The organism is Novosphingobium ovatum, assembly GCF_009909235.1.
Lineage (GTDB): Bacteria > Pseudomonadota > Alphaproteobacteria > Sphingomonadales > Sphingomonadaceae > Novosphingobium > Novosphingobium ovatum.
On sequence record NZ_JAAAPO010000003.1, the window covers coordinates 22,352 to 43,793 of the forward strand.

The 21,442-nt window shown below is 66.7% G+C and carries 19 protein-coding genes; 16 read left to right on the forward strand and 3 right to left on the reverse strand.

Translation table 11 applies throughout. The features are described from left to right. Positions 1–29: 29 nt before the first annotated feature. The 9 genes from GTZ99_RS07685 to GTZ99_RS07725 are packed head-to-tail and all read left to right on the forward strand — an operon-like array spanning position 30 to position 9,954. Positions 30–701, forward strand: a complete 672-nt coding sequence (locus GTZ99_RS07685; RefSeq protein ID WP_161717737.1) for a haloacid dehalogenase type II — start codon at positions 30–32, stop codon at positions 699–701. Between the two features lie 5 nt (positions 702–706). Then, a complete protein-coding gene (locus tag GTZ99_RS07690) occupies positions 707–1,990 on the forward strand; it encodes an NAD(P)/FAD-dependent oxidoreductase (protein ID WP_161717738.1) in 1,284 nt (427 codons plus the stop codon). Continuing rightward, positions 1,987–3,510: an ABC transporter substrate-binding protein gene (locus GTZ99_RS07695; protein WP_201742433.1), complete on the forward strand. Its 1,524-nt coding sequence runs from the start codon at positions 1,987–1,989 to the stop codon at positions 3,508–3,510. The genes GTZ99_RS07690 and GTZ99_RS07695 overlap by 4 nt, the downstream gene beginning before the upstream one ends. After that, on the forward strand, positions 3,507–4,493 hold the full coding sequence (locus tag GTZ99_RS07700) for an ABC transporter permease (protein WP_161717739.1): 987 nt from the start codon (positions 3,507–3,509) through the stop codon (positions 4,491–4,493). Before GTZ99_RS07695 ends, GTZ99_RS07700 begins: the two co-directional genes overlap by 4 nt. Beyond that, positions 4,490–5,323: an ABC transporter permease gene (locus GTZ99_RS07705; RefSeq protein WP_161717740.1), complete on the forward strand. Its 834-nt coding sequence runs from the start codon at positions 4,490–4,492 to the stop codon at positions 5,321–5,323. The genes GTZ99_RS07700 and GTZ99_RS07705 overlap by 4 nt, the downstream gene beginning before the upstream one ends. Continuing rightward, a complete protein-coding gene (locus GTZ99_RS07710; RefSeq protein WP_227711185.1) occupies positions 5,320–7,119 on the forward strand; it encodes an ABC transporter ATP-binding protein in 1,800 nt (599 codons plus the stop codon). The genes GTZ99_RS07705 and GTZ99_RS07710 overlap by 4 nt, the downstream gene beginning before the upstream one ends. Beyond that, on the forward strand, positions 7,116–7,451 hold the full coding sequence (locus tag GTZ99_RS07715) for a (2Fe-2S)-binding protein (protein WP_161717741.1): 336 nt from the start codon (positions 7,116–7,118) through the stop codon (positions 7,449–7,451). The genes GTZ99_RS07710 and GTZ99_RS07715 overlap by 4 nt, the downstream gene beginning before the upstream one ends. Beyond that, on the forward strand, positions 7,448–8,818 hold the full coding sequence (locus tag GTZ99_RS07720; protein ID WP_161717742.1) for an FAD/NAD(P)-dependent oxidoreductase: 1,371 nt from the start codon (positions 7,448–7,450) through the stop codon (positions 8,816–8,818). The genes GTZ99_RS07715 and GTZ99_RS07720 overlap by 4 nt, the downstream gene beginning before the upstream one ends. Then, positions 8,815–9,954, forward strand: coding sequence for an NAD(P)/FAD-dependent oxidoreductase (locus GTZ99_RS07725; RefSeq protein ID WP_161717743.1), 1,140 nt, complete (start codon positions 8,815–8,817; stop codon positions 9,952–9,954). Before GTZ99_RS07720 ends, GTZ99_RS07725 begins: the two co-directional genes overlap by 4 nt. Before the next feature lie 36 nt (positions 9,955–9,990). Here GTZ99_RS07725 and GTZ99_RS07730 read toward each other — a convergent pair whose 3' ends face one another. Continuing rightward, entirely contained in the window at positions 9,991–11,466 is a 1,476-nt protein-coding gene (locus GTZ99_RS07730; RefSeq protein ID WP_161717744.1) for an aldehyde dehydrogenase family protein, read from the reverse strand. 173 nt (positions 11,467–11,639) lie between these two features. Between GTZ99_RS07730 and GTZ99_RS07735 the strand changes: the two genes are divergently transcribed. From GTZ99_RS07735 to GTZ99_RS07765, 7 genes are all read left to right on the forward strand, one after another. Next, entirely contained in the window at positions 11,640–12,494 is an 855-nt protein-coding gene (locus GTZ99_RS07735; protein WP_161717745.1) for a GNAT family N-acetyltransferase, read from the forward strand. 4 nt (positions 12,495–12,498) lie between these two features. Next, entirely contained in the window at positions 12,499–13,959 is a 1,461-nt protein-coding gene (locus GTZ99_RS07740) for an NAD-dependent succinate-semialdehyde dehydrogenase (protein ID WP_161717746.1), read from the forward strand. Beyond that, complete coding sequence (locus tag GTZ99_RS07745; protein ID WP_161717747.1) at positions 13,960–15,033, forward strand: tartrate dehydrogenase; 1,074 nt, start codon at positions 13,960–13,962, stop codon at positions 15,031–15,033. 120 nt (positions 15,034–15,153) lie between these two features. After that, positions 15,154–16,542: an aminotransferase class III-fold pyridoxal phosphate-dependent enzyme gene (locus GTZ99_RS07750; protein WP_161717748.1), complete on the forward strand. Its 1,389-nt coding sequence runs from the start codon at positions 15,154–15,156 to the stop codon at positions 16,540–16,542. Between the two features lie 18 nt (positions 16,543–16,560). Further along, positions 16,561–17,055: an Lrp/AsnC family transcriptional regulator gene (locus GTZ99_RS07755; RefSeq protein ID WP_161717749.1), complete on the forward strand. Its 495-nt coding sequence runs from the start codon at positions 16,561–16,563 to the stop codon at positions 17,053–17,055. Between the two features lie 16 nt (positions 17,056–17,071). Continuing rightward, a complete protein-coding gene (locus tag GTZ99_RS07760) occupies positions 17,072–18,241 on the forward strand; it encodes a M20 aminoacylase family protein (protein WP_161717750.1) in 1,170 nt (389 codons plus the stop codon). A gap of 8 nt (positions 18,242–18,249) precedes the next feature. Continuing rightward, positions 18,250–18,957: a cupin domain-containing protein gene (locus GTZ99_RS07765; RefSeq protein ID WP_161717751.1), complete on the forward strand. Its 708-nt coding sequence runs from the start codon at positions 18,250–18,252 to the stop codon at positions 18,955–18,957. 57 nt (positions 18,958–19,014) lie between these two features. Here the strand turns inward: GTZ99_RS07765 and GTZ99_RS07770 are convergent, their stop codons facing one another. Together GTZ99_RS07770 and alr are read right to left on the reverse strand one after the other, a co-directional pair. Then, the gene (locus GTZ99_RS07770; protein WP_161717752.1) at positions 19,015–20,268 is read right to left on the reverse strand and encodes a D-amino acid dehydrogenase; all 1,254 of its coding nucleotides are present in this window, start codon (positions 20,266–20,268) and stop codon (positions 19,015–19,017) included. Further along, a complete protein-coding gene (gene alr / locus GTZ99_RS07775; protein ID WP_201742434.1) occupies positions 20,265–21,392 on the reverse strand; it encodes an alanine racemase in 1,128 nt (375 codons plus the stop codon). The genes GTZ99_RS07770 and alr overlap by 4 nt, the downstream gene beginning before the upstream one ends. Between the last annotated feature and the right edge of the window lie 50 nt (positions 21,393–21,442).

The following is a 21,442-nucleotide window of genomic DNA, read 5'->3' on the forward strand; positions in this document are numbered from 1 at the left end:
TACCGGGCCGCAAAGGACCACACGCGCTTATGACCCATATCTTCACGCCCAAGTTCATCAGCTTTGACTGCTATGGCACGCTGATCAAGTTCCACATGGCCGACATGGCCCGCGACTTTTACGCCGACACCGTGGGCGAGGCCAACATGGCCGCCTTCAACAAGGATTTCAGCGCCTACCGCTTTGACGAGGTGCTGGGCGCGTGGAAGCCCTATCGCCAGATCATCGGCAACGCGCTGGCCCGCACCGCGAAAAAATGGGGCGTGGCCTATGACGAGGCCTATGGCGAGGCGATCTATAACGCCGTGCCGACTTGGGGGCCGCACCCCGATGTGCCCGCCGGTCTGGCCAAGATCGGCGACAAGATCCCGCTGGTGATCCTGTCGAACGCGATGAACTGTCAGATCCACGACAACGTGGCCAAGCTGGGCGCGCCGTTCCACGCGGTCTATACGGCGGAAAGCGCGCAGGCCTACAAGCCGCGGATGCAGGCGTTCGAATATATGTTCGACCAGCTGGGCTGGGGGCCGGAAGTGGGGATGCATGTCTCGTCCAGCTTCCGCTATGACCAGAACACCGCCACCGATCTGCGTTTCGGCACGCGGGTGTTTGTGGGCCGTGGGCACGAACCCTCCAACGCCAACTATCGCGATGTGGAAATCCCCCACATCGGTTGCCTGCCCGCGCTGGTCGGGCTGTAATCGGCATGGGCGCGGCGCCGCTGTCATACTGGCAGGCCAGCGCCGCCCCGTTTGCCCACGGGCAGGCGGGCGCGGTCGAGGGCGCGGTGGATGTGGCCATCATCGGTGGCGGCTTTACCGGATTGTCGGCGGCGCTGGCCTGCGCGCAGGGCGGGGCCAGCGTGGCCTTGCTGGAGGCGGATGGCGTGATGCAGGGTGCATCGGGCCGCAACGGCGGGCAATGCAACGCGGGCACCGCGCATGACTTTGGCGCGCTGGCCAGCGCCCATGGTGTCGAGGCCGCGCGGCGCTGGTATCTGGCGCATTGCGATGCGGTGGACACGGTCGAACGGCTGGTGCGCGAGCACGCCATCGATGCCGATTTCGCCCGCTGTGGCCGCGCCAAACTGGCCGCCAAGCCACAGCATTTCCCCAAGCTGGAGGCGGCCTATCGCCTGTTGGCCGCCGAGGTGGACCCCAACGTCATGCTGGTCCCCCCCGACCAGATCCGCACCGAGGTGAACAGCCCCGAATTCCACGGCGCCTTGGTGCAAAAGACCAGCGCGCGGCTGCATGTCGGGCGCTTTGGCATGGGGCTGGCCGATGCGGCGGCGCGGGTTGGCGCGCGTATCTGGGAACGCGCCCCCGTCACCGGCCTGACCCGCCAGGGCGCGGGCTGGCGGGTGGAAACGCCGCGCGGCCGCCTGACCGCCAAACAGGTGCTGGTCGCCACCGGCGGGGCCAGCCCACAGGCGCCCTTTGGCTGGTTCCGGCGGCGGATCGTCTCGGTCGGCAGCTTTGCCATCGCCACCGCGCCGCTGGACGATGCGCTGGTCGATCACCTGTTCCCTACCCGCCGCAATTACGTCACCAGCCGGATCATCGGCAATTACTGGCGGCTGACGGGCGACAACCGGCTGGTCTTTGGCGGGCGGGCGCGCTTTGCCCTGTCGAACCCGGCGTCCGATCTGAAAGGCGCGGCCATTCTGGAACAGGCCATGATCCGCATGTTCCCCGATCTGGCGGGCGTGGGGATCGAACATCGCTGGGGCGGGACGATCGACCTGACGCAGGACCGCCTGCCGCGCGCGGGCGAGCACGATGGATTGTTCTATGCCATGGGCTATTCCGGGCATGGGGTGCAGATGGCCACCCATATGGGGCAGGTGATGGCCCGCGTCATGGGGGGCGATCCGGCCGCCAATCCCTTTGCCGGCCTGTCGTGGCCCGCCATCCCCGGCCATCTGGGCAAGGCGTGGTTCCTGCCCTTTGTGGGTGCCTATTACCGTGTGCAGGACTGGCTGAAATGAGCGGATTTTCGCGCAGAGGGCTGATGGGCGGCGCGCTGGCGGGCGCGGTCTTGCCCGCATGCGGCCATGCCGCCGCACTGATCCCGCGCCGGGGCGGAGCGGTGCGTGTGGCGACCCAATCGGTCTCCACCGCCGACACGCTGGACCCGGCCAAGGGTGCGCTGTCCACCGATTACGTGCGCCACTACATGCTCTATTCCGGCCTGACCAAGACCGGCCCCGACATGGTCACCCGTCCCTCGCTGGCCGAACGGATCGAGAGCGCCGACCGCATCACATGGCATTTCGCCCTGCGCCGGGGCGTGCATTTCCACGATGGCGCCGAATTGACCAGCGCGGACGTGGTATGGTCGCTGCGCCGCCATGCCGATCCCGCGCTGGGGTCAAAAATGGCGGGCATTGTCAAACAATTCGCGCAAGTCACCGCCGATGGCCGATATGGCGTGACGATCCGCCTGACCGGCCCCAACGCCGATTTGCCGGTGATTTTGGCGCAATCGCATTTCCTGATCTTGCGGGCGGGCGCGACCCATCCCGATGGCAATGGCACCGGCCCCTATCGTCTGGCCCAGTTCAAGCCCGGCATCCGCACCATCGTCACCCGCAATGCCGATTACTGGGTGGCGGGGCGGCCTTATCTCGACCGGATCGAACTGATCTCGATCCCTGATGAGGTCAGCCGGGTGAACGCGCTGTTGTCGGGCGATGTGCAATTGGTCAACGCGATCAACCCGCGCTCGACCCGGCGGGTGCAGGGATCGGCAGGGCATGCGGTGCTTTCGACGCCATCGGCGCTGTACACCAACCTGATCGCGCGCCAGACACAATTGCCCACCGGCAATCCGCATTTCGTCGCCGCGTTAAAGCATCTGATCGACCGGGATCTGGTGAAACGGGCGCTGTTTCGCGGCTATGCCACCATCGGCAATGATCAGCCGATCCCGCCGTTCCACCGCTATTACAACCCCGCCGTGCCGCAAACCGGGCTGGATCTGGACCGGGCGCGCTGGCACCTGCAACGTGGCGGGCTGACGGGGGTGCGTTTGCCGATCTATGCCAGCCCGGCGGCCGAAGGCTCGGTCGACATGGCGTCCATCCTGCAGGAATATGGCGCGCGGGTGGGGCTGGACCTGTCTGTGACGCGGGTGCCGGCCGATGGCTATTGGTCGACGCATTGGATGAAACACCCGCTGACCTTTGGCAACACCAACCCGCGCCCGACGGCCGATCTGGTGTTCAGCCTGTTTTACAAATCGGACGCGGCATGGAACGAAAGCGGGTGGCAGAACCCTCGTTTCGACCAATTGCTGTTGGCCGCCCGCGCCGAAGCCGACGAGGCCCGCCGCCGGGCGATGTATGGCGAGATGCAGCAATTGGTGCATGACCACGCCGGGTCGATGATCCCGGTGTTCATCAATCTGATCGATGGCCATGACCGGCGGTTGTGCGGGCTGTCACCGGTGCCGGCAGGGGGCATGATGGGCTATCAATTTGCCGAATACGCATGGTGGAACGCATGAGCGGCGGGGCAGGCCCGGCGCAGGGCGGTTTGGCCGGGTTGGCGCCGATGCTGGCGCGGCGTCTGGCCTCCAGCGCGGTGACGCTGGTGCTGGTGACGCTGGTGATCTTTGCGCTGGCCAATCTGTTGCCCGGTGACGCCGCGCAGGAAATGCTGGGGCAAAGCGCGACGCCCGAACAGGTCGCGGCGCTGCGCCACCAGATGGGTTTGGACCGCCCGGCGGCGCTGCGCTATGTCGGCTGGATTGCGGGGCTGGTGCATGGCGATCCGGGGCAATCGCTGGTGGCGGGGATGCCCGTGCGCGAGATCATCGCCGAACGCCTGCCCCATTCGCTGATGCTGGCGGGGCTGACGACGCTGGTGGCGGTGCCGCTGGCGCTGATCATCGGGATGGGCGCGGCGATCCATCGCGGCGGCTGGGTGGACCGGGCGCTGAACATTGGCACGCTCTCGCTGGTGGCGATCCCCGAATTTCTGGTGGCGACGCTGGGGGTGCTGGTGTTTTCGGTGTGGCTGCGCTGGCTGCCCTCGATCGCGCTGGTCTCGGCCGAGGCGACATGGGGGGAGACGCTGCGCTCCTGCGCGCTGCCGATCCTGTCGCTGACGGTGGTGGTGGTGGCGCAGATGGCCCGCATGACGCGCGCCGCCATCGTTGACCAGATGGACCGCCCCTATGTTGAAATGGCCCGGCTGAAAGGCGCGGGCACGGCGCGGGTGGTGCTGCGCCACATCCTGCCCAATGCCATCGGGCCGGTGGTCAACGCCATGGCGCTGTCGCTGTCCTATCTGCTGGGCGGGGCGATCATTGTCGAAACGATCTTCAACTTTCCCGGCCTTGCCAGCCTGATGGTCAATGCCGTCACCAGCCGCGACATGCCGCTGTTGCAGGCCTGTGCGATGATCTTTTGCGGAGCCTATCTGATGCTGATGCTGGTGGCCGATGTGGTGGCCATTGTGGCCAACCCGCGCCTGAGGGCGCAATGAGCGCGGGCGCGATGCGCAACGCCGCAGCCTTTGTCACCGGCCTGCCATGGGCGGGGCGGATCGGCGGGGGGCTGGTGGCGTTCTGGCTGATCGTGGCGGTGGCGGGGCCTTGGGTCGCGCCCCATGCGGTCGGCGCCTTTGTCGACAGCGAGACCTTCTCGCCCATGTCGGGGCGGTTCTGGCTGGGCAGCGATTATCTGGGGCGGGACGTGTTGTCGCGCCTGTTGTCGGCGGCGCGCTATACGGTGTTTCTGGGGCTGGGCGCGGCGCTGGTGGCCTGTACCATCGGCACCACGCTGGCGCTGACCGCCGCGTTGTGGAGCGGCTGGGTGGACGAGGTGATCGCCCGCGCGATGGACACGATGAACTCGATTCCGTCCAAGATTCTGGCGCTGGTGCTGGTGGCGGCGGCGGGGTCGTCGCTGCCGCTGCTGCTGGTGATCTGCGCGGTCACCTATGTGCCGGGCAATTTCCGCATCGCCCGCGCGCTGGCGATGAATCTGGTCGGGCTGGATTTTGTCACGGTGGCGCGGGCGCGCGGGGAAAGCCGCCGCTACATCGCCCTGCACGAGGTATTGCCCAACATGATCCATCCGCTGCTGGCCGATATGGGGCTGCGTTTTGTGTTCATCGTTCTGTTGCTGTCGGGCCTGTCGTTTCTGGGGCTGGGGGTGCAACCGCCCTATGCGGATCTGGGTTCGCTGGTGCGCGAAAACATCTCGGGCCTGACCGAGGGCGCGCCGGCGATCTTTGCCCCGGCACTGGCGATTGCCAGCCTGACGGTAGGGGCCAATCTGCTGATCGACGCGACCAAGCAGGAGAAGGCATGATGGGCGCGCGCGTGCCGCATGTGCGGGTGGAGAATTTGCGCGTCCTGGTGCCGTCAAAGGGCGGTGATATTGCTATCATTGACAACATTTCCTTCGCCATCGGGCGGGGCGAGGTGTTGGCGCTGATCGGTGAGTCCGGATCGGGCAAGAGCACCACCGCGTTGGCGGTGATGGGCTGGTGCCGACATGGGTCGCGCATTGGTGGTGGGCAGATTTTCGTTGGCGAAACAGAGATTTCGGCGCTGAGCGAAGCAGAGTTGCGGCCGATCCGTGGCCGCCGCATCGCCTATATCGCGCAAAGCGCGGCGGCCGCCTTCAACCCATCGCGCACGATCATCGATCAGGTGGTGGAACCGGCGCTGATCCATGGGCTGATGTCGCGGCAACAGGCTGAAAACAAGGCGGTTTCTTTGTTCCGCGCGCTGTCTTTGCCAATGGCGGAGAGCATCGGCAACCGCTATCCGCATCAGGTGTCGGGCGGCCAGTTGCAACGGCTGATGGCGGCTATGGCATTGATAACAGAACCGGAATTGGTGATCCTGGACGAACCCACGACGGCGCTGGATGTCACCACGCAGGTCGAGGTGCTCAAATGTTTCAAGGCGGCGCTGGCCCAGGCCGGGGCCAGCGCGATCTATGTCAGCCATGATCTGGCCGTGGTGGCCCAGATGGCCGACCGAATTGCCGTTTTGAAACAAGGCACTCTGCGCGAGGAGGGGCCAGCGGCACAGGTGCTGGAGAACCCGCGCGACGCCTATACCAGCAGCCTGTTGAGCGCCGTCCGCCCAGCCCCGGTGGCGGCCAAAGCGCCCTGTGACGCGGCGCCCCTGCTGGCGATCCGGGGGCTGGTGGCGGGCTATGGCGCGCTGCGCGATGGTGTGCCATCGGTGCCGGTGTTGCGCGATATTTCGCTGGAATTGCAACGCGGTGGCACGCTGGGCATCATCGGGGAAAGCGGGTCTGGCAAATCGACGCTGGCCCGTGTCATCGCCGGCTTGCTGCCTGCCGCACAGGGGCAAGTGCTGCTGGATGGTACGCCGTTGCCCCCCGCCGTTGCCGGTCGCAGCCGCGCCCAATTGCGCCAGATTCAGATGGTTTTTCAAAACGCTGATACCGCGCTGAACCCCGCGCACAGCGTGGCGGGCATTCTGGGGCGGCCGCTGGAATTCTATCACGGACTGAAGGGCGATGCCGCCACCTGCCGCATTGCCGAACTGATGGAACTGATCCGCCTGCCGCGCGATCTGATCCACCGCCCGGTGCGCGAATTGTCGGGCGGGCAGAAACAGCGCGTCAATCTGGCCCGCGCCTTGGCCGCGCAGCCCCAAGTGCTGTTGTGCGACGAGGTGACCAGCGCGCTGGACACGGTGGTGGGCGCCGCCATCATGCGGTTGATCGATGATTTGCGCCGCGAATTGGGCATCGCCACGGTGTTCATCAGCCACGACATCCACGCCGTCAGCGCTTTTTGCGAGGATGTGCTGGTGCTGTATGGCGGCGCGCCGGTGGAAATGGCCAGCCGTGAGGTGTTCAACGGGGCCAGCCATCACCCCTATACGCGCCTGCTGCTGTCCAGCCTGCCGGCGATGGACCCGGCGTGGCTGGGGCGGGTACAGCCGCCCGTGCCCACTTGCGCTGCGGCACAATGCGCTGATTTGTGCCGCTTTGTTCAGCGCTGCCCGGTGGCGGTCCCCGGTCTGTGTGACCGCGTCGCGCCGCCGGTACACGCCATTCCGGGCCAGCGCTGGCTGTGCCATTTTGCCCCCACCTCCGTTACCGAAAGGGACCAAGCATGACCGGCCGCTTCCGCCGCCTGGCCGAAACCGACCGCCCGGCGATCAGGCTGACCGTCGATGGCGCGCCGATTGACGCGTTAGAGGGCGACACGCTGATGGTGGCGATGCTGACGGCGGGCGACGCGCTGCGCGACAGCGAATTTGGTGCGGGCGCGTTTGAGGGCCACGCCGGGGATGGCCGCCGCGCGGGCTTTTGCCTGATGGCGGCGTGTCAGGATTGCTGGGTGTGGACGGCGGCGGGCGACCGGGTGCGGGCGTGCTCGACCATGGCGCAAGACGGCATGGCGATTTCCACCCACCAACCGGAGGCATCATGGGCGGCAGTGACATGAGCGGGCATCGCGTGATTATCATCGGCGCGGGGCCGGCGGGCACGCGCGCGGCGCAGACCTTGGTGCGCGCGGGGCTCCGCCCCATCGTCATTGACGAGGGGCGGCGCAGCGGCGGCCAGATCTATCGCCGTCAGCCCGACAATTTCACCCGCCCCTACAGTGCTTTGTACGGGACAGAGGCAGAGCGCGCGCGCGATGTCCATGCAACCTTTGACGCGCTGATTCCGCATATCGACTATCGCGCGGACACGCTGGTGTGGAATGTGGCTGATGGCCATGTCTGGGCTTCGTGCGAAGGGCAGACGCAGGCGATCCCCTATGACGCGCTGATCGTGTGCAGCGGCGCGACCGACCGTCTGGCCCCGGTGCCGGGCTGGCAGGCGGCGGGATGCTATTCGCTGGGCGGGGCGCAGATCGCGCTCAAGGCGCAGGGCGTGGCGGTGGGGCACCGGGTGCTGTTTCTGGGCACGGGGCCGTTGCTCTATCTGGTGGCCAGCCAATATGCCAAGGCGGGCGCGGATGTGGCGGCGGTGCTGGACACATCTGCGCTGGGCCTGCGGTTGCGGGCGGCGGGCAAGCTGGCGGCCCAGCCCGACCTGTTGTGGCAGGGATTGCGCCTGACGCTGGACCTGAAACGGCGCGGCATTCCGGTGCTGACCGGCATCCGCCCGGTGGAAATCCACGGGCATCCGCACAGCGGCGTTGCGGGCATCACCGTGGCGCGGGGCGGGCGAACGTGGCGCTTTGACGGCGATGCGGTGGCGATGGGCTGGCATTTGCGGCCAGAGACGCAGGTGGCCGATCTGGCGCGTGTGCCCTTTGCCTTTGACGCGGCCACGCGGCAGTGGTTGCCGGTGGTGGATGATGATGGGCGCGCGGGCAACGCGGTCTATCTGGCAGGGGATGGCGCGCGCATTCTGGGCGCCCGCTGTGCCGAAGTGACGGGCGAGTTGGCGGCGATGGCCGCGCTGGCCGATCTGGGCCATGTGGCCGATGCCGATCGCCGCCGCGCGCTGTTGGCGCAAAAGGGCGATTATGTGCGCTTTGCCAGCGGTTTGGCGCAGGCCTTTCCATGGCCCGCCGACATGGTGGCGCAGGTGGGTGATGACACCATCGTCTGCCGCTGTGAAAGCGTGACGGCGGCCACCTTGCGGGCCAGTGTCGGCGCCGCCCATGCGCAAGAGGCCAATCGCGCCAAGGCGTTCAGCCGCGTGGGCATGGGCCGTTGTCAGGGCCGCTATTGCGGCAATGCCGCGGCCGAGATCATCGCCGCCGCCCGCGCCGCCCCGATCGAAAGCGCGGGTCGCCTGCGCGGGCAGGCCCCGGTCAAACCCATCCCCGTAGCCTTGCGCAGGACCGACGTATGACTTCCCCAATCACCCACACGGATGTGGCGATCATCGGCGGCGGGCTGATGGGCTGTTCGGCGGCGTTCTTTCTGGCGCAGCGCGGCCTGTCGGTGGCGCTGCTGGAAACCGACAAGGTGGGACGGCAGGCCAGCGGCACCAATTTCGGCAATGTGCGCCGTCAGGGCCGCCCGATTTTCCAATTGCCACTGGCCAACCGGGCGATCCGCATCTGGCGCAACGCGCGCGAGATGCTGGGATCGGACGTGGAATATCTGCAAAGTGGCCATATCCGCGTCTGTTTCCGCGAGCGCCCGGACAACATCGGCAAGATGGAGGAATATGCCCAGCAGGCCCGCGAGGAAGGGCTGGAGCTGGAGCTGCTGAGCGCCAATGCCCTGCGCGAACGCTTTCCATGGCTGGGGCCGGATGTGCTGGCGGGGTCCTATTCAGCGACCGACGGCCATGCCAATCCGCGTCTGGCCGCGCCCGCCTTTGCCCGCGCCGCCGCGCGTCTGGGCGCGCAGATCATCGAGGACACGCAGATCGTCCATGCCGAAAAGCTGGTGGAGGATTTCCACCTGACCGCCGCCGATGGCCGCCAGTTCCGCGCGCCGATCCTGCTGGTGACGGCGGGTGCTTGGGCGGGCAAGGTGGCGGGCTGGTTTGACGAGGGCATCCCCCTGACCCCGCGCGCGCCCACCATGAGCGTGACCGAGCCGGTGCCCTATGCCATCGCCCCGGCGGTGGGCGTGATGACCCCGGACGAGGTCGAGACCGTCTATTTCCGTCAAGTGGCGCGCGGCAATATCGTGCTGGGCGGATCGACGCGGGCGGCGTCCTATCCCGATGACTATCGCTCCTATGTTCTGCCCGAAAACACCATGACCCAGTTCCAGCACCTTTCGCGCCTGGCCCCGGCTTTGGCGCGGCTGAACGTCATCCGCGTGTGGAGCGGGATCGAGGGCTATACGCAGGACGCCTTGCCGATCATGGGGCCCAGCGCCCGTGTGCCGGGGCTGTTCCATGCCTTTGGCTTTTCGGGCAGCGGGTTCCAGATCGGGCCGGGGGTGGGTGAAACCATGGCCGAACTGATCGCCACCGGCGCCACCGACATCCCCATCGCCCCCTATGCGGTAAACCGTTTCGGGGGCTGATGGGGATGTGGTTCGGGCGGCCGCGCTGATCGGGCGTTACAGGCCGATCAGCGCGGTCTTGCTCTTGCAACTGGCCAGATAGGCTTCGCGGCCCAGATCCTTGCCGATGCCCGATTGTTTGTAGCCGCCGGTGGGCAGGATGAAATCATCGGACCGGCCATAGCGGTTGACCCAGACGGTGCCGGCCTCCAGCGCGCGGGTGGAACGCAGCGCGCGGGACAGGTCGCGCGTGTGCACCCCCGCGGCCAGACCATAGCGCGTGCCATTGGCCAGCGCATAGGCTTCGTCTTCGTCGGCAAATCTTTGCACCGTCAGCACCGGGCCAAAGATTTCCCCCTGCACCGCCGTGGCGTCCGCCGAAAGGCCGGCCAGCAGCGTGGGCTGATAGAAACTGCCCGATTGCGGAGCGCTGGCGCGCGCGCCGCCGGTGATCGCCTCGCCGCCCTGGGCACGGGCCGATTGCACCATGGCGTCAATCCCGGCCAATTGCTTTTCCGAAATGATCGGCCCCATTGTCGTGCCCGCATCCCATGTCGTGCCCAACCGGTGGGCGTTGAACAGGGCGGCGATGCGGGCGGTGACCTCATCGGCGATGCTGGCCTCGACCAACAGGCGCGATCCGGCCACGCACACCTGCCCCGCATTCAGCGTGATGGCGCGCGCGACAATCGCGCAGGCCTTGTCCAGATCGGCGTCGGCAAAGACGATCTGCGGGCTTTTTCCGCCCAGTTCCAGCGTGCAGGGCTTTGGCCCGGTCATGGCGCAGGCGGCCATGATCGCGCGGCCCGTGGCGGTGGACCCGGTGAACGAGACTTTGCCCACGTGGTCTGACCGCACCAGCCCATCGCCGATGTCATGGCCCGCGCCCTGCACGATGTTCAGGATGCCCGCCGGGATGCCCGCGGCGATCGCCAGTTGCGCCAGACGCACGACCGAAAACGGCGTCAGTTCCGATGGCTTGAGCACCACTGCATTGCCCGCCGCCAGCGCCGGGCCCAGCTTCCACGCGGCCATCACCAGCGGCAGGTTCCACGGGGCGATCGCCCCCACCACGCCATATGGCTCGTTCAGGGTAAAGCCAAAGCGGTCATCGGCGGTCGCGCCCACCTCGCCGCCGTATTTGTCGGCGAATTCCGCGAAAAAGCGGATGCATTCGGCGGTATAGGGCAGATCCCATGCCAGAATCTCGGCCAGCGTGCGGGTCGAACCCACCGCTTCGAGCGGGGCCAGCACATCGCCATCGGCGGCAATCAGATCGGCCCAGCGGCGCAGCAGCCGGGCGCGGGCGCGCGGGTCCATCCGGCCCCAGCCGCTGGTTTTCTGTGCGCTGGCGGCATCTTGTGCCGCCCATGCCAACTGATCCGCGCTGGCCGCGTGCAACGGCGCCAGCAACGCGCCATCAGACGGGCGCAGCACGTCAAAAACCGCGCCATCGCCACAGATTGCGCGCCCGCCGATAAAGTTGGCGGCGGCATCGGGGCGGATAAGATCGGGGTGGAATGGGGCTGCCATGATCGCGCGTCCTGATAGAGGGTAGGCCCGCAGGATAAGACGCGGCGGCAGAATGCGCCGAGGCGGGCGCGGGGTGTGAACGCAATATTCTTCCAAACAATCGGCCAACCCGGCATCCCATGCCAAACGCCATGGGTTAGCACCAAGACATGACAGATCAGGAGCATTCCCCGATGACTTCCCCGCTGGCGATCGATGTGACGGTGCGCGCGATGGGGCCGGGCGACATCGAGGCCGCCACCGAATTGTCCCGCGCGCTGAACTGGCCCCACCGCGAAGAGGACTGGGCGTTCTTTCTGGAGCTGGGTGAGGGGCTGGTGGCCGAACACGCGGGCCGCGTGGTGGGCACGATCATGGCGTGGCGCTATGGCGTGGATGCGGCCACGCTGGGCATGGTGATCGTGGCCGATGACCTGCAGGGACGCGGGCTGGGCCGCCGCTTGATGCAGGCGATGATCGACCGGCTGGACGGCCGCACCATTGTGCTGCACGCCACCCCCGCCGGTCAGCCGCTGTATGAAAAGCTGGGCTTTGTCGCGATTGGGCGGGTGCATCAGCATCAGGGCGTGGCGCCCATGGCCCCGCTGGCCGAACTGTTGCCCGATGAACGCGTGCGGCCAATGGGCGCGCAGGATGATGCGCCGCCCGCGCTCTACTCCCGCGCCAGTGGCATGGACCGCGCCGATCTGGTCGAGGCGATGGCGCAGGTGGACAAGGGCGTGGTGTTGACGCGCGACCATCTGCCGGTGGGTTTTGCCATGCTGCGCCGCTTTGGCCGGGGGTGGTCGATCGCGCCGGTGGTGGCGCCCGATTCGGGCGGGGCCAAGGTGTTGGTGCTGCACTGGCTGGGCCAGAACAAGGGCAGTTTCACCCGCATCGATGTGACCGAGGCGGGCGGCCTGTCGCCTTGGCTGGAAGGGCTGGGGCTGCCGCGCGTCGACACCGTGGTGCAAATGGCGCGGGGGGCAGTGACGCCGCCCGCCGATGGGATTTCCGTTTACGCGCTCAGCGCGCAGGCATTGGGATAAGTCTATGCAGTTGAACGATACCGGCCTGTTGCGACAGGCGGCGCTGATCGGTGGTGAATGGGTTTCGGCGCGCGCTGGCCCGGCGCTGGACGTGCGCGATCCGGCGACAGGTGACATTGTGGGGGCGGTGCCCGATTGCGATGCGGTGCAAACGCAGGCGGCGATTGATGCCGCGCAGGCCACCTTTGCCTCGTGGCGGGCGATGACGGCGGGCGAACGCTGTGACCTGCTGGAGCGCTGGTACGCGCTGGTGCTGGCCCATGCCGATGATATCGCCGCGATCATGACCGCCGAACAGGGCAAGCCTTTGGCCGAGGCGCTGGGCGAAGTGAAATACGCGGCCAGCTTTATCAAATGGTTCGCAGCCGAAGGCCGCCGTGTGTCGGGCCACACCATCCCCTCGCCCGAACGTGACCGCCGCATCGTGGTGTTTCAGGAGCCGGTGGGCGTGTCGGCCGCGATCACCCCGTGGAATTTCCCTGCGGCGATGATCACCCGCAAATGCGCGCCTGCGCTGGCGGCTGGTTGCCCGGTGGTGATCAAACCGTCCGAGCTGACCCCGTTTACCGCGCTGGCGCTGGGTGAATTGGCGCAGCGGGCGGGGTTCCCGGCGGGTGTCATCAACATCGTCACCGGCATGCCCGCGGTCATCGGCGCGACGATCACCGCCAGCCCGCTGGTACGCAAGCTGTCGTTCACCGGGTCCACCCGCGTGGGCGCGCTGTTGCTGGAACAATGCGCCGCCACGGTCAAACGCACCAGCATGGAGCTGGGCGGGAATGCGCCGCTGATCGTCTTTGCCGATGCGGATCTGGATCTGGCGGTCAAGGCGGCGATGGCGTCCAAGTTCCGCAATGCGGGCCAGACCTGTGTGTGTGCCAACCGCATCTTTGTCGCCAATGCCGTGTATGATGCCTTTGCGCAAAAGCTGGGCGCGGCGGTATCGGCGCTGAACGTGGCGGCGGGCAATGACCCGGCCAGCACCACCGGCCCATTGATCAACGCGGCGGCGGTGGACAAGGTGGCCGCCCATGTCGAGGACGCGCTGGCCAAGGGTGGGCGGGTGCTGGCCCGCGCGCAGGGGCGCGAGGATGGGCAGTTCGTCCGGCCGCTGATCATTGGCGATGCCACCCCCGACATGCGCCTGTCGTCAGAGGAGACGTTTGGCCCGCTGGCCCCGCTGTTCCGCTTTGACACCGAGGCCGAGGCGATCACCATGGCCAATGCCACGCCCTATGGCCTGGCCAGCTATTTCTACACCCGCGACCTGTCGCGCGCCTTCCGCGTGGCCGAGGCGCTGGAGACCGGCATGGTAGCGCTGAACACCGGCAGCATCGCGATGGAAATGGCCCCCTTTGGGGGGGTGAAGCAATCGGGGCTGGGCCGCGAGGGCGGTTTGACCGGCATTGCCGAATATCTGGAACACAAGGCCTTCCACATCGGCGGGCTGGAATTGGAGGCGTAAATGGCCGCTCGGACACACACCATCGCGGTCATCGCGGGCGATGGCATCGGCAAGGAAGTGATGCCAGAGGGGCTGCGCGCGCTGGAAACGGCGGCGTCGCGCTATGGCTTTGGGCTGGACCTGCAATGGCACAATTTTGCCGATTGCGATTATTACGCCCAGCACGGCCGCATGATGCCCGAGGACTGGAAGGACCAGATCGGTCGCCCTGACGCGATCTTTTTCGGCGCGGTGGGCTGGCCGGCAACGGTGCCTGATCATGTCTCGCTGTGGGGATCGCTGCTGCAATTCCGGCGCGAGTATGACCAATATGTCAACCTGCGCCCGGTGCGGTTGATGCCCGGCGTGCCCTGCCCGCTGGCGGGGCGCGAACCGGGCGACATCGATTTCTGGGTCGTGCGCGAAAACACCGAGGGCGAATATTCCAGCGTCGGCGGCACCATGTTCCCCGGCACCCCGCGTGAGGTGGTGATCCAGGAAACGGTGATGACCCGCCATGGCACCGACCGCGTGTTGCGCTTTGCCTTTGATCTGGCGGCCAAACGCCCGCGCCGCCACCTGACCAGTGCGACCAAATCGAACGGCATCGCCATCACCATGCCGTGGTGGGACAGCCGGGTCGAGGCGATCGCCCCCGATTATCCCACCGTCACCCATGACAAATACCATATCGACATCCTGACCGCGCAATTCGTGATGAATCCTCAGCGGTTTGACGTGGTGGTGGCGTCCAATCTGTTTGGCGATATCCTGTCCGATCTGGGCCCGGCCTGCACCGGCACGATCGGCATCGCGCCCAGCGGCAACATCAATCCCGATGGCACGCATCCCAGCCTTTTCGAGCCCGTCCATGGTTCGGCGCCTGATATTGCGGGGCAGGGGATTGCCAATCCGGTGGGGCAGATTTGGTCGGCGGCGATGATGCTGGACCATCTGGGCGAAACGGATGCCGCCGCCGGCATCATGCGCGCTATCGAAGAGGTGCTGTCCACCCCGGCAGGGCGTACCGGCGACCTGAAGGGCAGCGCCAACACCGTCGCATGCGGCAAGGCGATCGCCGCGGCCATCGGTTGAAAAGCGGGCACGGCAGGGGCGGCATAATCTGCTGCCCCCTGTCGCGCAAACGCGTCAGCCGCGCCATCGCCCGCCCGCTTTTGGGCAATCGCACCATCCATCCCGACTTAGGCTCTCCTCATGTCTAGCCAATCGCTCTCCAATCGCTCGCTGGTCGAGATCGACCGCGCCCATCTGATCCACCCCGTCGCCAGCTTTCGCGGGCACGAGGCGCATGGCGCCCGCGTGCTGCAATCGGCCGAGGGGATGTGGCTGACTGATATCGAGGGCAAGAAGGTGATCGATGCCTTTGCCGGGCTGTGGTGCGTCAATGTCGGCTATGGCCAGGACAGCGTGGTCGAGGCGGCGGCGGCCCAGATGCGGCAACTGCCCTATGCCACGGGCTATTTCCATTTTGCCAGCGAACCGGCGATCAGGCTGGCGGGGGAATTGACCGCGCTGACCCCGGCGGGGCTGGATCATGTATTCTTCACGCTGGGCGGGTCGGACGCGGTGGACAGCGCGATCCGCTATATCGTCCATTATTTCAACGCTATCGGTCTGCCGGACAAGAAAGAGTTCATCGCGCTGGAATGGGGCTATCACGGCTCGTCCTCGAACGGGGCGGGGCTGACGGCGCTGGCCAATTTCCACCGTGGGTTCGATCTGCCGCGCAAATGGCAGCATCATATCGCCTCGCCCTATCCCTATCGCCATCCGCAAGGCGACGATGACGCCGCCGTCATCGCCAGCAGCGTTGCCGCGCTGGAGGCCAAGGTGGCGCAAATTGGCGCGGACAAGGTGGCCGCGTTCTGTTGCGAACCGATCCAGGGCAGCGGCGGGGTAATCGTGCCGCCGGTCGGCTGGCTCAAGGCCATGCGCGAGGCCTGCACCCGGCTGGGCATCCTGATGCTGGTGGACGAGGTGATCACCGGCTTTGGCCGCACCGGCCCGCTGTTCGCCTGTGAGGCCGAGGGCGTGTCGCCCGACTTCTTGACCGTGGCCAAGGGCCTGACCAGCGGTTACGCGCCGATGGGGGCCTGTTTCATGGCCGATCACATCTATCAGGCGATTGCGGACGCCAGCCCCCTGCCGGTGGGGCATGGCATGACCTATTCGGGCCATCCGGTGTCGGCGGCTGTCGGGCTGGAGGTGCTGCGCCTGTATCGTGAAGGCGGGGTGCTGGCCAATGGCGCGGTGACCGGCGCGCGGTTTGCCGAGCGGATGGAGGCGGTCAAGGCTCATCCGCTGGTGGGTGATGTGCGCTATCGCGGCATGCTGGGCGCGATCGAGCTGGTCAGCAACAAGGTGACCAAGGCCGGGTTTGCTCCCGAACTGGCGCTGGGCGACCGGTTGACACAGATGACGTGGGACAATGGCGTGATCGTGCGCTGTTTTGCCAATGCGGTGATCGGTTTCGCGCCCGCGCTGACCTGTTCGCCCGATGAAATGGACATCATCTTTGACCGGGTCGAATTGACATTGAACCAGCTTCTCGACCAGCCTGACATCCGCGCCGCCCTTGGCTGACGACAGGAAACCCATCGCATGATTCCCGGCCCCAAGCTCGATCGCATCGATCTGAAGATTCTGGCCAAATTACAGCAATCCGGCCGCATTACCAATGTCGAGCTGGCCGATGCGGTGGGCCTGTCGCCCAGCCCGTGCCTGACGCGGGTCAAGCGGCTGGAACAGGCCGGTTACATCACCGGCTATGGCGCGCATATCAATCTGGGGAAACTGGGCGAATTCCTGACGGTGTTCACCGAGGTGACGCTGAGCGAGCATCGGCGGGGCGACTTTTCCCGGTTCGAAACCCGCATCGCCAAGATCGACGAGATCGTCGAATGCCATCTGGTGTCGGGCGGCTATGACTATCTGCTCAAATTCGTCGCGCGCGGCGTCTCGCATTATCAGTCGATCATCGAGGGCATGCTGGAAAGTGATTACGGCATCGAGAAATACTTCTCCTATGTCGTGATCAAATCGCCTTTCATCAAACACCATTTTCCGATCCAGAACCTGTTCGGCAACCAGACCTGAAAGTGCGCGCCCCGATATGACCGACCTGTCCGATCTGATCGCGCCGCTGGTGGCGCTGCGCCATGACATCCATGCCCACCCCGAACTGGGCTTTGCCGAACACCGCACTGCCGCCCGCATTGCCGATGCCTTGCGCGCCGCCGGGCTGGAGGTGGCGACAGGGATTGGCGGCACGGGCCTTGTGGGGGTGCTGCGGGCAGGCGATTCCCCGCGTAAGGTCGGGCTGCGGGCGGACATGGACGCGCTGCCTTTTGATGAACAGACCGGCCTGCCCTATGCCAGCACGCATCCGGGCTGTTTTCATGGGTGTGGCCATGATGGCCATGTGGCGATGCTGATCGGCGCGGCGCAATATCTGGCGGGCGCGCTGCGCGATGGGACGGCCGGGTTTGACGGCACGATCCACTTCATCTTCCAACCGGCAGAGGAAGGGCAGGGCGGCGCCCGCGCCATGATCGAGGACGGGTTGTTCGAGCGGTTTCCCTGCGATCGCGTCTATGCCTTGCACAATTGGCCCGCCTTGCCCGCGGGCACCATCGCCACGCGGGCGGGCGCGATCATGGGCGCGGCGGACAAGTTCCGCATCACTCTGCGCGGGCGCGGGGGCCATGCAGCGGTTCCGCATGAAACCAATGACAGCCTGTTGGCGGCCGCATCCCTGGTTCAGCAATTGAACAGCATCATCGGCCGCAACGTGCCGGCCACCGCCAACGCGGTGCTGTCCATCACCGAAATCCACGGCGGCAACGCCCACAATGTCATCCCCGCCGAGGTGATGGTGGGCGGCACCGTGCGCACATTCGACCCTGTGGTACAGGACCGCATCGAACAGCGCATGCGCCAGATCCTGTCGGGCATCGAGGCGGGCTTTGAGGTCAGCGCCGAGCTGGACTATGACCGTTATTACCCGGCCACGATCAACCACGCCGACGCGGCCGAGGATGCGCTGGCCATTGCCGCCACGATCGGCACCGCCCTGCGCGCGCCCGAACCGGCGGCCACGTCAGAAGACTTTGCCTTCATGCTGCATGCCTGCCCCGGCGCCTATATCTGGCTGGGACAGGGCCGGGGCGACAATCCGCCGCCGCTGCACAATCCGCATTATGATTTCAATGACGCGGTGCTGGAAACCGGCATCCGTCTGCATGTCGCGCTGGCCCGCCACTGGCTGGCCCCCAACGGTTGAGAGACACGATGACCACCACCACCTGCCCTTCCTTCGTTGATCTGCGCGCCTTTGCCGATGGGGCGGTGGCCGGGGCCGATCCGTTTGGCGCCGATGCCTTGCCGCTGGCGCTGCGCGGTGGCCCGGTGGCGATCGCCGCCCATGCGCTGCAACCGGGCGGGGGCCGCGCGACCAGCGATGCTGGCGACACCTTTGCCATTGTGGCGCGGGGCGGCGTGGCCCTGACCATCGCGGGCGTTTCCCACACGCTGGCCGAAGGCGACGCGCTGGTGATCGCGCCGGGGCAGGCGTTTGACTGGACCAGCCCGGACGGCGCGACGCTGATCACCATGCGCTATACCGGCGGCATGGGGGGCGATGGGGCGGCGGTGCGGATCGACACGGCCACCACCCGCGCGCCCTCTGGCGCGCCGCTGGCCGAATTGCTGATCGGGCCGACGCCGCAATGCCACAACCACACGCAATTCCTGTCCACCGATGGCGAATTCATGGTGGGCGTGTGGGATTCCAGCCCCTATCACCGCCGCGCGATGCCTTATCGCCATTTCGAACTGATGTATCTGGTGGACGGCAGCGTCACCTTTGTCGACGAGGCCGGGCGCGCGGGGACCTTTGCCAAGGGCGACATCTTTCTGGTGGAACAGCACGCGCAATGCAGCTGGGAAAGCCGCGAGGACGTGACCAAGATCTTTGCCATCTATCGCCCCAAGGCGTGATCGGCGGATCAGCGGGACAGCAGGAGGGGGCGGCGCCAACCGCCCCCTTTTTCGTGCTCAGCCGTAGCGGGCAATGCCCAGATCATCGGCGCGGATGGCGGGCGCGGTGCCGCTGATCAGATCGGCCAGCAATTGCCCCGAGCCACAGGCCATCGTCCAGCCCAGCGTGCCGTGCCCGGTGTTCAGCCACAGGTTGCCGATGGGCGTCGGGCCAACCACGGGCGTGCTGTCATGGGTCATCGGGCGCATGCCGGTCCAGAATTCGGCCTTGGCGCTGTCGCAGGCGCCGGGGAACAGGCTGTCCACACTCATCGCCAGAGTCGCCCGCCGCGCCGGGTCCAGCCGGGTGTTGAAACCGCTGATCTCGGCCATGCCGCCCACCCGGATACGATCGCCCAGCCGGGTGATGGCCACCTTGTATGTCTCGTCCATGACGGTGGATTGCGGGGCATGGGCGGCGTCCGCGATGGGGATGGTCAGGGAATAGCCCTTGATCGGATAGACCGGCAGCGCCAGCCCCAAGGGCCGCAACAGCGCGGGCGAAAAGCTGGCCATCGCCACGACAAAGGCGTCCGCGTGCATTGGGCCGGCATCGGTCTGCACCGCCTCGATCCGCCCGCCGCTGACCGACAGGGCGGTGATCGTGGTGCCGTATTGGAACCGCACTCCCGCCGCCGCCGCCATCCCGGCCAGCGCCACGGTAAAGCTGTGGCAATCGCCGGTCTCGTCATGGGGCAGGCGCAGGCCGCCCGCGATATGGGCGTGTGACGCCGCCAGCCCCGGCTCGGCCGCGATGCAGCCCGCGCGGTCCAGCACCTCATAGGGCACGCCATAATCGTCCAGTACAGCCAGATCCTTGGCCACGCCGTCTACCTGTGCCTGTTTGCGGAACAGTTGCAGCGTGCCCTGCATCCGCTGATCATACTGAATGCCGGTGTCGGCGCGCAAAGTGTCCAGACAGTCGCGGCTGTATTCGGCGATGCGCACCATCCGCGCCTTGTTGATGGCATAGCGCCGCGCGGTGCATTCGCCCAGCAAAGCCACCATCCAGCGCCACGCCGCCATGTCCAGACCGGGGCGCAGGATCAGCGGCGTGTGGCGCATCATCAGCCATCGCACCGCCTTGGCCGGGATGCCGGGGGCGGGCCAAGGCGTGGCATATCCGGGGGACACTTCGCCAGCATTGGCATAGCTGGTTTCCAGCGCGGGGCCCGGCTGGCGGTCGATCACGGTGACATCGTGGCCGGCGCGCGCCAGATACCACGCGCTGGTCACGCCGATCACGCCAGCGCCCAGAATGATGATCTTCATGCGGCGATCTCCTGCGGATTAGGGACGGCAAGGGGCAGATAGCGGCGGGTGTAACGATGCCCCAAACCGGTAAGGATTTCATAAGCGATGGTGCCCGCCTGCGCGGCAACCTGTTCGATGGGGCGGTGGGGGCCGATCAGTTCGACCAGATCGCCCGCGCGCAGGGCTTCGAGGGGCAGGGCGGTGATGTCGATGATCGTGCTGTCCATCGACACGCGCCCGGCGATCGGCAAATCATGGCCGTTCCACCACGCCGCGCCCCGCTCCGACAGGCTGCGCGGCCAGCCATCGGCATAACCGACCGCCAGCGTCGCCAAACGGCGCGGCCCATCCGCGCGCCACGTCAGGCCATAGCCCGCGCCGGTGCCATCGATGACATCGCGTGTCTGGATGACGCGGGCCTGCAGGCTGATGACCGGGCGGATCGGGTGCCGCGCGTCTGTCACCGGTTGCGCGCCATACAGCGCCAGCCCCGGGCGCAGGATATCGCCGTGGAACCGCGCGTCATTCAGGCTGGCCGCGCTGTTGGCCAGTGAACGCGGGACGCCGGGAAACAGCACCGCGCCTGCGCGAAAAGCGGCCAGTTGCGCGGCATTGGCCGGATCGGCCGGATCATCGGCACAGGCCAGATGGCCCAGCACCGCCTGCAATGGCACCATTTGCGCAAAGGCGCTGTCGGCGGCCATCGCGCCCGCCTGATCCAGGCTGAGCCCCAGCCGCGCCATGCCGATATCCAGTTGCAGCATCGCGGGCAGGGGGCGCCCCAGTGCTTGCGCGTGTGCTTGCCAGCGGCGGGCTTGATCCGGGCTGTTGAGTACGGGCAGGACGTTGGCGGCGGCGCAGGCGGGTTCGGCGCTGGGCATCAGGCCGTTCAACACCGCCACCTGCGCCCCATCGGGCAGCAAGGGGCGGATGGCCAGCGCTTCGGCCAGATGAGCGACAAAGAACAGGCGGCATCCAGCCACCACCAATGCGGGCACCACCTGTGCCGCGCCCAGCCCATAGGCATCGGCCTTGACCACGGCGGCGGCCTGTCGCGCGGTGGTGTGGGTGGCCAGATAGCGCCAATTGGCCACCAGCGCATCCAGATCAATGGTCAGGATCGCCCCGGCATCTTCGGCCATGGGCAAGGGGGAAGGGGACATCGGCATGCTCCGTCAATGCGCGCAAGCCT